This window comes from Paenibacillus sp. FSL R7-0048 (genome assembly GCF_038004505.1).
In the GTDB taxonomy this organism is placed as follows: domain Bacteria; phylum Bacillota; class Bacilli; order Paenibacillales; family Paenibacillaceae; genus Paenibacillus_AQ; species Paenibacillus_AQ odorifer.
The window spans coordinates 2,514,173-2,528,000 of the sequence record NZ_JBBORF010000001.1 but is presented as its reverse complement, the minus strand read 5'-3'; the positions used below and the strand labels follow the sequence as shown (position 1 = coordinate 2,528,000).

Sequence of the window (13,828 nt, the reverse complement as noted above, 5' to 3'; positions counted from 1 at the left end):
CTACTCCTCCGTATTCCGGGACTTTTCCTGAATCAGTCCCGCTTTAGGGTCAAGGCAATACACCACTGCTTGCCCAGTTGTTGCTATTTGGATTTGGGGCGGTTCGCCCACCTGACTCACTAGCTTCAGTACAGCAGGTTCGTGCCCGTCCCGATAAACCGTAATAAAATCAACCGACGGGCCTTTGTGCCGAAGCATAATGCCTCGTAGCAATCTACTCGGGTCTTCGGCATTACCCGGTGTGCGGATTTCATACATAGTGGAGCCGGGCGCTAGTAGAGTACTCGTAGATAGTTCATACTCCCGGCAGGTGCTCACTCCATCATAACGGATATTCCACTCCGTATTTAACGGACAGTCCGTCTCATTTTTCATTGCGGACAGTACTTCTACTGAGCCATAACCCGCTTCCAGTCCAAGGACTGCCGGAGAATCCTTCTGGACACGGTGAGGGTCGAACGGTAACAGCAAATGTCCCGTCGGATGAAACCATAAGTCTACTTCCTGACTCCGCTCCGTTACTTGCTCAACATGAAACCAATCCAGCAGCCAACCGTCGGCCAATACAAGATGCCGCTCTAGAACAGCTCCTTCATAGGCGCCGTCTGAACGAATCCATAAGTACGTAGCGTTGCCTTCCTGGCGAAATTGACAGCAGCTTCCGGTATGTGGAGCTTGGGAACGACCTCCGATGGTGACCGTGTTATGGCTCGCAGTTTCGGAATACCATTCCTTGCGCAAAACAGATCCATAAGGAACCATACCCAGCTCGGGAGCAACCTCGCCCCATCGGTGCATAATCGTGATATGAAGCTTGTCGAAATGTCCATGTGATCCGCCATGCTCTCCGAAATCCGCCAGCACGGACAGCGGATTGCCCGGGTGGCGGAGCACGGCGAATCCGGAATCCGGCAGTAGGACAGAGTCTCTCACCCTGTAACTGGTCTGAAGCTCCTTACTCTCACCTGCTCCATACAGCACTGCCTCCAGACCAGTCCTTAATTCCTGCCCGTATAGATATCTATAAGCATTCGCCAGTATTGGCTGGAGACTCGGGTCTTTGTAAACCGCAATACCTATTTCAAATACTTCAGCAATTTCTCGGGCGAAAGGAACGCGCGCATAAGGACCATCATGCACGGCTGGAAGCTCCCCGTTATCGCCGCTAAGCTCTGCCAGCAACTGAAACATGCCACGGATGGATTGTCCCTGTTCTCCTTTGGCAGCATAGAGGTCAATCCCGAAGCGCCCGTACATCTCGGCTGCTATGAGATAAGCCCGCAATACAAAAATATGGTAGTACGTGCTGCCTTCAAATTCAAAACCATCTGGCTTCACGCCAATGGACAGATGATGATAGAATCCGCCTTCTCCCTCCAGCAAAGAAGCAAGCTTTTCTCTGGTACCTTTGGCGGCATATACACAAGCCAGGCTAGCATTCAGCCATGCGGTATAATTGTTCTCTGCATTCTTCTTCTCGTAAATGAGGATGTGGCGGTATTGCTCCATACTCTCCTCCAGCATCGTGAAGAACACTTGCAGCTTTACCTCTTCCTCCCCAGTGAACGTTACTCCATGATCCACAAGCAGCAGATAGGCCCGAATAAGCGTAGTGGACCAGATAGCCTCTGTCAGCGCCTGATGAAAGGCACGGCCACTAAGCATCCAGGGTTGAGCATCGGGATGAACCGGATACAAAGGAAACTGCTCCGCATAACCGACAAGAATCTTCCGGGCTAAGCTGCTGTAGAATTCTTCTCCGTCTGCGGCGAATACCACGGCAGCTTGCAGGGCGTATCGCGCCATTGCCTGATGCCGGTATACCAGCCATGCTCCCCGGTAGGGCTCACCTTCCAGCTTGCAGCCCTTCGGGCAAGAAAAGACAACCGCATCTTGCTCCATAACATCGAAGATTAGCTCAGTATGATGCTGGGGACATACATATTGGTGCCACCAGCCACCAGGTTCTGTCGGGAGCAGAATCTCTTCTCTCCGGAAGGGATCCAGCTCCATTTTCAATTTATCCACCTCAAGACCAACCCAGGAAAAAGTATCTGCTTTCTCCTTAAGGTTCATCATCGCATGAACAAGCCTCCGTTAATTTCAATAATTTCGCCTGTCAGATAATCCGACAGCTCTGAAGCGAGGAAGAGTGCCACATTGCTCACATCCTGTGGAGCACCTTCCCGGCCCAGCGGAATCTTCGCAATCGTTGCCTGTCTTGCCGCATCCGCAGTAAAGGTAGCATGGAAAGCGGTCTGACCGATAAATCCAGGAGAGATAGCGTTTACATTAATCCCGTGAGGACTCAGCTCCTTGGCAAGTCCCTTGGTATAAGACCATACCGCAGCTTTGCCCGCTGCATAAATGGAAGCGCCCGGTCCGCCGCCGTCATGGGCCGCAAGGGAAGATACATTGATGATTTTACCGCTTTTCTTGGCAATCATTCCTGCGGATACGGCTTTGCAGGCAAACACGCATGATTTAAAATTAACGTCCATCACCTTGTTGTAATGCTCTTCGTTCATTTCAGTAGTGGGAACCCGATTGATCATGCCGCCTGCATTGTTGACGAGAATATCGATGGTTCCGCCGAAATGCTCCTCTATTTCCTTCACCATATTGTCCAGTTGACCAGGACTTGTTGCGTCTGCCTGAAAAGCATAAGCTTCTCCTCCGGCCTGACGGATCGCGTCCACCGTCTCCTCCGCAGAACCGAACAAATAGTTTACCGCCACTTTGGCGCCGGAAGCAGCCAAAGTCTCCAAGATTTGTCGGCCTATCCCTGCATTGGACCCTGTAACAAGCGCAATTTTACCAGTCAAATCAATTTTCATTGCCTATTTCCTCCTAATAGTAATTTTTTCTGAAAACATCTTTTTCCTCACTCCGCAGGCATGGATAAGATCAACCGGGTTCCCTCATTCTCCACGCTTTCGACACTTAATCCGTATTGTTCACCGAACACCATTTGAATTCTCCGGTGCACGTTCATGAGCCCGATTCCACCTCTATGATAGAGGGAGTCTCCTTCCGTATCCGCCAGCTGATTCAGATTCAGCTTCTCACGAAGCTTATCAAGCCGTTCGCGGGACATCCCTGCGCCGTTATCCTCTACAAGAACTAGAAAACGATCTCCCTCTTTTCTGGCGTCGATTCTAATATAGTGCTTGTCTTCAATTCCCTCGGGAAACGCATGCTGAAAAATATTTTCGATCAAGGGCTGAAGTGTCAGCCTGACCATCTTAGCCAGTAGCAGCGTCGGCGGAATCACTACGTCAATTTCGAACTCTCTGCCGATCCGGTGCTTGAGAATCGTCATGTAGCTCAGTACATGATTAAGCTCATTGGCAATCGTAATTTCCTCCAGATTAGTTTGGATGGAGTAGCGAAGCATGAATGCCATGGCCTCCACTATTTCTGTGATTTCATCCGAATCCTGAACGACCGCATAACATTTGATAGTTTCTAATGTGTTATATAGATAGTGCGGATTAATCTGCAGCTGGAGTGCCTGGAATTCAGCTTGATGACGCTCCAGAGCCTCCTTCTGGGTGGTAAGCTCCGCTTCGTATACCCGCTCAATCATTTCGGACAGCCGGGTCACCATGAGATTGTAGCTGCGCATCAATCCCCCCAGTTCATCCTGACGGCCGTTCATCTCAAGCCTGCGCCACTTGCCTTTTTCCGTCTCCCTCATGCCCTCCTTAAGAATCAGGATGGGCTTCGTGATGGATCGTCCGAACCAGGCTGCAAGGAGCAGTGTGCCGACAAGCGTGAGAACTCCCACCACCAGCGTGGTCGTACGAATGGTAGAAATAGGCTTGCGCAGCTCACCAACGGGTATGGATACTACAAGCTGCCATTTGGAATATTCGGATTTTCTCGACACGAACAAATACTCTTTCCCGTCTACTTTTTCCACCACAGAGTCATTTGGGTGTTGAAATACGTTCTGAATGTGCTCAGCAGATAACCCAGGGTGGTTATTATTCCCTTCCGCCCGGTAAAGGAGCTTGCCGAATTCGTCCATGATAAAATAGGACCCGCCCTGTCCCAGATCAAGAGGTTCCCATATACGGGCCAGATCCTCTGCCTTGAATTCAATGGCGACTATACCTTTGGGACGATAGGAAGAGACCCCTCTGATTCGGCGGACCATCGTAATAATGTTCTTATCCCCTTCATTCATCACATTCGTGTTGAGAATGGTGATGCGGCCGCTCTCCGGCGTATGTTCGCTTAAGAAACTGTAGCGTTCCTGAGGATGAAACTGCAGGCTATGTGCCTGATAGGAGTTATCATCGCTAATGGCCTTGCCGTGTTCACCGATGACGTACATCAGATTAATCTGGGGATACAGAATAAACAAAGAACGAAACAAATACTTCTGAATGTCATTCGTATATTGATAGTAGGAGAAGCTATCCTCCGGGTCCATATCCAAGAACTCCTTGACTTGATTGTAGGACAGGATGGAATCGCTAGCCTTTTCATAATTTTGCAAATACAGATCCGTTTGATAAGACGCACTTCTGATGACTTGAGCAATGGACTTCTCAGAAGACTTATCCAGCTCAGCCGAAGCCTGAAAATAAGAGATAAATCCAACCATGGACAAGGATAGAAGAATGACGGTCAGAAAGGAGGCAAACAGCTTGTTCGACAGACTCTTTCTCATCAATCGATCCCCAGCTGGTTGCGGTACTCAGAAGGAGCCAGCCCGGTGAACTTTTTGAACGTCTTCGTAAAATGAGGATGGTCTGCATACCCGACTTCATAGGAAATATCGGTGATCCGATAGCTTGCATCGGCAAGTAATCTTTTGGCCTTCTCCATCCTGCGTTTTATGCGGTAATGTACAAAGGTCTCTCCTGTTGAGTGCTTAAACATCTGGCTGAAATAAGAGGCATTTAGCCCAAGCACTTCCGCCACTTCTTCCAGCGATACTTCCTGGGCGAGATGCTTTTCAATAAATGCTTTAGCTTCCTCTATCGGATCCTTCGCTTTACCCTTGCGCTTTCTACGAAGCTCTTCCAATATAGCTGCTGACGCTTCTGCGAAGCAGTGAAATAACTGCTCAGGTCCAGCTGCTGCGGACAAGTCTAACACGCTTTTACCGGGTGTAACTGAATTGACAAGCAGCTTCTTCACGAGTAAAGCATAGCCCTCTTCCAGAAGCTCTTTTTGCTGAATTCGGCTCATCTTACGCTGGAGGAAGTCAGTTTCCCATTCCTTCAGTACAAGGTACAGCCTTTCTTTATCCAAGGTCCAGATGGCATCATCCATACGCACGACCCATTCATCGAGCTTAGCGACAGAGACAAAACTCTCTAACTTCTCTCTATGCGCTTCCAGTTTGGCGATCACATTTTGAAGGTTCCCTTTGCTCACGGGTTTCAGGAGATATTCTTTCACTCCATAGGACACGCATTGGCGGGCGTATTCAAAATCCCCATAACCCGAGATGACAACAGTCTGAATATCCGTCTCCATCTCCGACAGCCGCCGGCACAGCTCCAGTCCGTCTACCTTGGGCATACGGATATCTGTAAAAAGAAAATCCGGCTGTTCCTACATAATGAGCTGGATGGCCTCCTCGCCATTCTGGGCCAGCTTAATGTTATACGGATGCTCGCCGCATTGCTGGATCATGATAGAAAGTCCCTTTCGAATCATGGGCTCGTCGTCTACGATTAATACACATCTCATCCATGGATACCACCTTCCGATTCGTCTCGCTTAACGCGTTCCTATTCTACCACACTATGATAGATCAGGATTTGACGGATCCGACCATCATTCCTTTAACGAAATGGCGTTGAAGAAACGGATAAATCATGATAATCGGAATAGTAGCGACAATGATAACAGCCATTTTGATGCCCTCAGGTGAGGTGTGGGCCAAAGAGCTATAAACTGAGGAAGCCGGATCAATGCTGATATCGTCCGTCTCGAAGAGCTTCTTCAACATCACTTGCAGAGGCCATAATGACGGCTTGTTGATATAATACAGAGCGCTCATGTACGTATTCCAGTGCCCGACGGCGTAAAAAATCCCCAATGAGGCCATTACCGGTTTGGACAACGGCAGTACCATATTGACTATGATCCGCAGCTCGCCACACCCATCGATTCTGGAGGAATCTATCAGCTCCTGAGGCAGCTGCATAAAGAAGCTTCTCATCACGAAAAAGTTAAATGCGCTGATGGCCCCCGGAATCATAAGTGCCCATAAGGAGTTCATAAGCCCCAAATTTTTGATCAGGATAAAGTTTGGAATAAGAGGGGCACTGAATACCATAGTGAACAATACCATCATGACGATGTATTTACGTCCTACGAATTCCGGCCGCGACACCGGATAAGCGAGAGAAGCTGTCGCAATCAGATTAATGGCGGTGCCCAGTACCGTAATATAGACGGAAACACCGAACGCCCGCCAAATGGAATGATCGCTGAAAACGTACTGATAATTGATCGCGGTAAATTCCTTTGGCAGCAAGCCTACCCTGCCATTAATAATTGCTTCAGAGCTGCTAAAGGACTGGGCAATCACATTCAGAAACGGAAGAAACATAGCCAAAGCGAGAGCGGTCAGAAACAAAAGATTGAACACATTAAATAGATTCTGGCCGCGAGTATAGCGTACTCTCATCATCCCTACCTCCATAAAGAGCGATTAATACAGCGATTCACCGGTTGTTTTTTTGCTCAAAATGTTGCCGATGAGCACCAGAATGAGTCCAACTACCGACTTGAATAGCCCCACTGCTGTTGTATAGCTGTATTGCTGAGACAGCAGCCCCGCCTTATAGATATAAGTGTCCAGAATCTCCCCGTTCCCGGTATTAAGCGCATTCAGGAATACCCATACCCGCTCGAAGCCAAGATCAAGAAATCTCCCGATATGGAGAAGGAACAAAATCATAATCGTCGGTATCAGAGACGGCAGTGTAATGGCTAAGGTTTGTTTCCAGCGCCCGGCTCCGTCTACTTCAGCAGCCTCATAAAGATCTGGGTTTATTCCTGCCAACGCGGCCAGATAAATGATCGTACCGTACCCGGAATCCCTCCAGATACCGGAACTGATCAAAATCGTGCGAATGTATGAATTTTCACCAAGAAAATAAATCGGTTCAAAGCCGAAAGCTTGTAAAGCCTGATTCACAATCCCTGTTCCTGGGGAGAGGATACCCAAGGCGATACCGCTGACAATTACCCAAGATAGGAAATGGGGCATATAAACCACCGTTTGCAAAAACCGTTTGTAAAACACAAGCCGAATTTCATTCAGCAGAAGCGCAAGCAATATTGGAGCCGGAAAGGCGAATATAAGATCATACAAGCCTAGCAGAATTGTATTGCTCAAGATTCTTCCGAAATCCTGGTATTGGAACATCGTCCTAAAGTGCTCGAGTCCCACCCATTCACTGCCTGTAAAGCCTTTAAAAATATTGTAGTTCTGAAACGCAATAACTGAACCAGCCAACGGCAAGTACTTGAAAATAATAAAATACAAGATCCCGGGAATCGCAATCACATAGAGTGCTCTGAATTTCCACATGTTTAAAAGCAAGGACCTTTTCGTGTCGGCTTTGTAGTTAATAAGGTCAACCCCAGTTAACTTAGCTTTCATAACCGTTTCCTATAGGTCCTGTTTTCAGCAGGTTCGCCGGAGCATTCTCATCCAGGGGAATTTCTTGAAATTCGACGGTAATAAATCGTTCCTCCCGTTCAATAATTCGGGATAACTCCCGCGTGAATACGGTGACTATCTCCTCCTTCTGCTCACTCGTTCGGCCTTCGTACATCCTAATCTCAATATGTGGCATCGGCTTTCCTCCATTTCCTTAAATAGTGAATGAATCTAACCTCATTCTACCTACAATAAAGCGCTTGCAATATGGAGTTTCTATGAGTGAGCTTGTGTTTTCTTTAGGGTATAATCGGTAACGGCCAACCCTCTACTACCACATGGTCATTTTTGAAATAATTGCGACTTATACTGTCAATAAGATTCCCCAGCAGGATGATCCCTTTTCCAGCAAGAAGTCGAATACCGTTCGTATTGCCAATCAGCGAATTTTCGATCAATTGAACGTCCTGCGGGTCGCCCGCTCCGATATCATTTGCTTTGCTATCGCCGGGATCATGCTCAAGGGATACAGCCCAATAATTCGACGCGGTGTTGTTGCGAATGATATTCTCCTTAATGATAGTACCTGGCCCGTTCAAAATCTGAATGCCCTTGGCGTTCTCTATATGCGTTGTATTCTCAATCACATTTCGCTCAATGACTGTATCCGGGGTGCCCATAGTTACATTGATTCCTTCTCTTGTATTACGAATCGTATTGTCATGGATATAGTTACGCGGTCCTGACTTACTGTGATTGCTGGGTGCTGCACCCCCGGTGTTTCCCAGTCCGATCGCCGCGCCGTAGGGAATATCGCTAATCACATTGCCGTATATCTCGTTCAAATATTCGAGTTCTCCGTGCAGATCGATGGCATCCAGCTTTGTATTCATAAACTGATTGTTTCGCAGGACATTGTTATGGGCAACAAATTGGATCAGCGCCCCATGCCGCAAATAAGGGCCTTCGAAATGGGAGTCCTCCACAACATTCCAAACCGTGTCGTTCTCATACCCGTTGCGATCCTGCTTGGCCATGCCCTGAATCGACACACCATAGCCAGCACCGCCCGGACCTACATCTGTCGCATTTCGGAACGTGCTGCGGCGTACGACGATATCACGGCTGTTGTCGATACGCACACCCATACGTGAATACTTCTCTACAGTAACTCCATCAACCGTGACGTTGTATGACGGAACTTCACCAAAATTTGCGATGGTAATCATGCTGTCGGGACCACCGGCGTCCGGGTTGTTCACTTTGTGAGCCGTCGTGTAGACACCGTTCCATGTAGAAGTCAATGTGAGATTAGTTATGGACAGATCATGCTGTCCGGATACTTTCATCAGGGCGCTGTTTTTTACCTTATTGAGAGATGTCTTGAGGATGGTTGTTGATTGATCCTCACCGCGAAGGTTTACTCCTGACTTGAGCTTCAAATTGACAAGAGTATCCAATGTTGAGTTCAAATTATAAACCCCAGACGGCAAATAGACCTCATCGCCGGGCTCAGCACTGTTTATGGCAGCTTGAATAGCAATACCGTCATCTGTGTCGTTATCGGCGAGATCAGCATTATAGTCCAGCACGTTCAAGATGCGCCCAGTGGTAGTAGGTGAGGAATGAACCGGATGCACCGTACCCTCAGGTTCGGTTAATCCGGGAGCTGTGAATGGGATCGGTTCCCGGGGGGGATTAGGTGTGTAGTTCGGGATGCTGGCTACAGGTGTATCGCCATTTGCGAACGGCGCATAGATGTTTACCTCCGATAAACTTGTAAACGCGCTGCCATCAGAATTTCCAAGACCCACGATCCGCACATATCTGGCTTCTGTGTCAGGAAGATCAAAAGGTTGCATCTCTATGGTTCTGTACATGCTTGCACCAGTCCATATGGTAGTCCAAGCCAAACCGTCATTTGAAGTTTCGATACTCAATTGAGCCGTACGCGTGTCACCTTTATAAACGGCAATACCTAAATAACTGATCTGCTTCCGTTCGCCTAAATCGTATTGGACCCACGGGCTGTTACCTGCGGCGGACCAACGGGTGAACAAGTTATTATCGATGGTATTCGTTGCGATATTGCCATCGCTGTCGCTGGCTGTCACGTTTGCAATCGCGTAAGGAATGATGGGTTCTGTAAGCGTTGACCGCGTAAAAGAAAGCGGTACGGATGTATTGCCCGACTGATCCACCGCTTCAACCTTAAAGCTGTACGCCGTGCTAGGGCTAAGCCCAACGGCTGTGTACGTTGCACCGGTAACATTGGATAACAGGGTGTTATCCCGGTATACGCGATAGGAGCCGATACCTTGATTATCGCTGGCGGCCGGCCATGAAAGTTGAATGAACTCTGTACCTATATTGACTGCTTTCAGAGAACTTCCATCCGGCCAGGAAGGTTTCTCATGGTCGCTTGAAGGTGCAACCGCTTCTTGAACAACAAGCTGTGGACGGGGGTTGCTGTTGCCATTAGCTTCTTTCGAATAGAGATTGAGGGAAATTCCAGTGCTTGCCGCATCACCAAGCAGAAAAGCGATATTACCGCCCGATGCGGACAATCTTTCTCTGACAAACTCGGACACATCGATGCTGTAAACCTGTGGAGCTCCTGATTTGTCTGCCGTTACGGTAAATTTCCCACTTAACGAAGCAATGGTCAGATCCGTGACAGGCGCATTGCTCCAAGTCAGCTCCGATTCAGTCCAATTTGTATCCTTTAGGCCGAATAACGAAAGTTCGAGGTCCGCATTGGATGAACCCTTTTTGGCAGCAACATTAAAAATGTACCTGTTTGCAGGATTGCTATATGAAGAGACATCAAATTTAAAATACACATATTTCTTGTTCTCGGCGCCAGAAGAAATACTGAACAATCCATTGCTGCTGCCCGTCGCGCTATTGAAGTTTACAGTGGGCTTGCTGCTGTCGATGACTGCATCGTCGCTCGGTGCCAGACTGGCTAGATCGCGGTATACAACCTCATCATCAGGTGTTGTTGCCATTCGATTCTTTACATATTGATCCATAAAAGCCCAAGCCTCGGCGCTTGCTTGCTCAGCCGCTTCGCCTATAAAACCGTGACCTTGTTTAGGTACAATTTTTACATCGACCACTTTCACGCCTGCATCCTTCAATTGATTGGAGAACGTAATGCTGTCCGTGTATGGGATCGTTGCATCCACATCTCCATGGCGGATGAAAAAAGGCGGATCGTCCGGTGACGCATAAGTGCCAGGCATGGCCAACCTTGCCTGGTCTGGCACAGAGAACGCGTCGTTCCCGCCTAAAAGCGCTTTCACTGATTTATAGCTATTAGCGAAGTTTGTTGTAAAATCCGCTGGACCGTAGAGATCGACAACGGCTTGCACTTGATCAGAATATTGCTGCCAACCGCCATTTCCTGCCAAATCCGGAACATTTACGGTATGTCCTGTATCCAATGTGATTGTCTCGCCTGACTTAATGTTCCCAGTCGTACCGAGCAGTGAGGCCAGATGCCCCCCTGATGACGAACCCCATACACCGATCCGACTCGGGTCCAGATGGTATTCTGCCGCATGCGCGCGCAAGTAACGAATAGCAAGCTTCACATCCTGAATTTGCGCCGGGAATGGCGCTTCCGGGGTTAAGCGGTAATCCAGCGATACTCCGATATATCCTCGCTTGGTTACATAGTTGCAGATACTGGCAAGGGCTTGCTTCCGGTCTCCGTGATTCCAACCTCCGCCATGAATGTATACCATCACTGGCACGGGTGCTTGAGGCAGGATCTTGGGTACGGCAATCGAAGTATAAATCGGCCGCGTTCCAGCATTCCCAATCAGCACATCTTCATACAGCTTAACGCCTTCAGGAACCACAAACGGCTTAGGTTCAGCCGGTGTAGGGATTGGCACCGGTGTCTCTGCGGGTGGTATTCCGGGAATCGCTTGAGCTTTGAGGGCGACACTATCGATGTACATATTCGCGCTCATAAGCTCCCCCACACGAACCCGGATTTTGACGTTCGGGTTGTTGTCAGCTCCGCTGCCCAAGTTTTGGACTTTGAGTTGGTTCGGCTCACTGTTCTTTTGTTCCAGCATTCCTGGGGGCAGCTTAAATTCCTCCAGCGTTGTCCAATTTATCCCTCCGTCACTTGACCATTCTACGATGACGCTTCCTCCGATGTAGGAGGATGCCCGTGTATAATAACTCAATTGAAGATTGCGGTACCCCGTCGAATTCACTGACAGCGCCAATGCATCCTTGCCATCGATTTTCACCAGATTCGGTACGGACGGGGCCGTGGACGAAACCGAAGTTTTCGCCATACTGTTTCCTTCGCCTTCCTGCAGCCAAGGCCCCGGAATGGCAATACCACCGGTAGATCCAAAATTGTCAGGGTCATCGAAGTTTTCCTCGTAGAGCGTAACATAGTCATCGGTTATTCCGTCTGCATAAACTTCGGTAAGCGCTTGCATTTCCAAAGGTGAATATAACAAAGCCAAAGACAACAGTACTCTAATGCCCACTCGAAAAGCTTTCCTATATAGTCCGTTTCTCAAATAAATTCCTCCTTGACATGGTATAGGTAATCACAAGCATTATGGAGTTCAAACCTCTTGTGAGATGCAGCTTATTAATGTCGGGACAAAATCACACCGTCGTTATTGTTATAACGTTCTGTTGCTTCCTTGACGATGTCACTTCCCCCTTTCTGCAGCCATTCCTCCACCACCTTCGGATAGTCGGAAATCGGCTTTTTTCCGTATACCATATTGATCACATGCGTCAATATAACTGGTGGCAATTTATCTCCACCTGGGGTGATGTCCGGGTTTTTCTGATAGCCTTTTACTTGCGGTTCAAATTGAATCCCGTCGCGTCCCTCATTCGCAAGTACTGTGTCGTAGAGCTTCATCAAATCTTTTCCTTCGGGTGTGAGACTAAGCGCACCTTTATTGTAGGTAGTATCCTGTACGAACCACAGCAGGATTTGACGGAACGTTTCTTCATCAACTTCATCAGCTGTTTTCGGTCTGTTATAGTTAATATTTCCGTTCTCTACAGTGTAGTTTTCCCCTTCAATTCCGAAGGTAAAAAACTTCTCCGCTTCGTCACTAACCATCCAGTTGAAAAACTTGACGATCCCGGCAGGGTCTTTCGCATTCCTGTTAATTAAATACGCTCGCGGCACCGTACCGACAAGACGAAGTCCCCCCTTACCGTCTGGCCCTGTTGGCGAGGCAATCAGCTTCATTTTACCAGTAGGCACCTGTTCTCTTAGCTGCTGATCCCATTGGATCAACAGGTTCGCATTCATGTTCCAGATGCCCGCCTTGCCTGCAAGAATATCGTTCTTAAATTTCGTGGGATTAATTGTGACGAATTCCTTGTTAATCAGTCCTTCGTCGAACATTGTCTTGTACGTTTGGATCGTCTTTTGCATATTTTCGATATTCATAAATTTCGGGACAATTTGATCCCCTTGTTTCATAAAGAAATTAGCAAAGGTATCGTAAGATCCGAAGAACATATCCGAATATACAAAGTCCTCCCGGCCCATATAAGGATTCTCCACACCCAGCTTCTTAAAAGCACGCATGACATTCAGGAAGTCATCTACTGTTTTAGGCTCTGGCAGCCCTGTTTGTTCCAAAAGATCCGCACGAATCCAAGTTGCACGGCGTGACGGATTGGACAGCCATTCCGGAATCGCGTAGATATTACCTTTCGCATCGGTCTCCTTGTCCCATGCCTCCTTCGGAACTTTCTTGAGAAGATCCTGCCCATACTGCTCAAGCAATTCATTTAGGGGCATGAATACTCCGGCCTCCACGGAACCTGCCAACTGAGGGTTCGTCAGCCCAGAGCTTGCTTGCACGACATCCGAAATGTCGTTGATCGCGAACATTTGAATCATTTGCGAATCAAAATTTTTCTGCTGCATCAAACGGATGTTAAGATCTGTATTTGTAAGTTCCTCCAGCTTTTTGACCCATTTGTCATCATTGATATTCGGATGATTGTCTGCATACGAAATGTTTCCGCTCCGGAACGATATGGAGAAAGCAGTGGTTTTTTCCGGACTCTCCCCTGCTTGTTCTTCTCCCCCCTTATTAGAAGAGGAACATCCATTCATAGAGACGGCTAATAATGAAACTCCCACCATGGTAAGCATCCAACGCTTCATTTCCATCA

Annotated in this window: 10 protein-coding genes and 1 pseudogene; all 11 read right to left on the bottom strand. The window is 48.1% G+C overall.

The features are described from left to right. The gene (locus tag NSQ91_RS11010) at nt 1-2,079 is read right to left on the bottom strand and encodes a heparinase II/III domain-containing protein (RefSeq protein WP_076304811.1); all 2,079 of its coding nucleotides are present in this window, start codon (nt 2,077-2,079) and stop codon (nt 1-3) included. Further along, on the bottom strand, nt 2,076-2,837 hold the full coding sequence (locus tag NSQ91_RS11005; protein WP_076304810.1) for an SDR family NAD(P)-dependent oxidoreductase: 762 nt from the start codon (nt 2,835-2,837) through the stop codon (nt 2,076-2,078). Before NSQ91_RS11005 ends, NSQ91_RS11010 begins: the two co-directional genes overlap by 4 nt. Nucleotides 2,838-2,884: 47 nt before the next feature. Continuing rightward, nucleotides 2,885-4,681 carry a sensor histidine kinase gene (locus tag NSQ91_RS11000; protein WP_076280254.1) on the bottom strand — a complete coding sequence of 599 codons (1,797 nt, stop codon included), beginning with the start codon at nt 4,679-4,681 and terminating at the stop codon, nt 2,885-2,887. Next, nucleotides 4,681-5,289, bottom strand: coding sequence for a helix-turn-helix domain-containing protein (locus NSQ91_RS10995; protein WP_340921447.1), 609 nt, complete (start codon nt 5,287-5,289; stop codon nt 4,681-4,683). Before NSQ91_RS10995 ends, NSQ91_RS11000 begins: the two co-directional genes overlap by 1 nt. Nucleotides 5,290-5,376: 87 nt before the next feature. After that, a pseudogene (locus NSQ91_RS10990) lies at nt 5,377-5,559 on the bottom strand (response regulator); the annotation flags it as partial. A gap of 15 nt (nt 5,560-5,574) precedes the next feature. Next, nucleotides 5,575-5,712, bottom strand: a complete 138-nt coding sequence (locus NSQ91_RS10985; protein ID WP_340917744.1) for a hypothetical protein — start codon at nt 5,710-5,712, stop codon at nt 5,575-5,577. Between the two features lie 64 nt (nt 5,713-5,776). Then, complete coding sequence (locus NSQ91_RS10980; protein ID WP_139329962.1) at nt 5,777-6,661, bottom strand: carbohydrate ABC transporter permease; 885 nt, start codon at nt 6,659-6,661, stop codon at nt 5,777-5,779. 21 nt (nt 6,662-6,682) lie between these two features. Beyond that, on the bottom strand, nt 6,683-7,639 hold the full coding sequence (locus NSQ91_RS10975) for an ABC transporter permease (RefSeq protein WP_076130130.1): 957 nt from the start codon (nt 7,637-7,639) through the stop codon (nt 6,683-6,685). Further along, complete coding sequence (locus NSQ91_RS10970; protein ID WP_076130129.1) at nt 7,629-7,835, bottom strand: tautomerase family protein; 207 nt, start codon at nt 7,833-7,835, stop codon at nt 7,629-7,631. The genes NSQ91_RS10975 and NSQ91_RS10970 overlap by 11 nt, the downstream gene beginning before the upstream one ends. A 103-nt stretch (nt 7,836-7,938) precedes the next feature. Then, entirely contained in the window at nt 7,939-12,192 is a 4,254-nt protein-coding gene (locus NSQ91_RS10965) for an alpha/beta hydrolase fold domain-containing protein (protein WP_076304809.1), read from the bottom strand. A 74-nt stretch (nt 12,193-12,266) separates the two neighbouring features. After that, nucleotides 12,267-13,820 (bottom strand): extracellular solute-binding protein, encoded by a 1,554-nt coding sequence (locus tag NSQ91_RS10960; RefSeq protein WP_076304808.1) that lies wholly within the window; start codon nt 13,818-13,820, stop codon nt 12,267-12,269. Between the last annotated feature and the right edge of the window lie 8 nt (nt 13,821-13,828).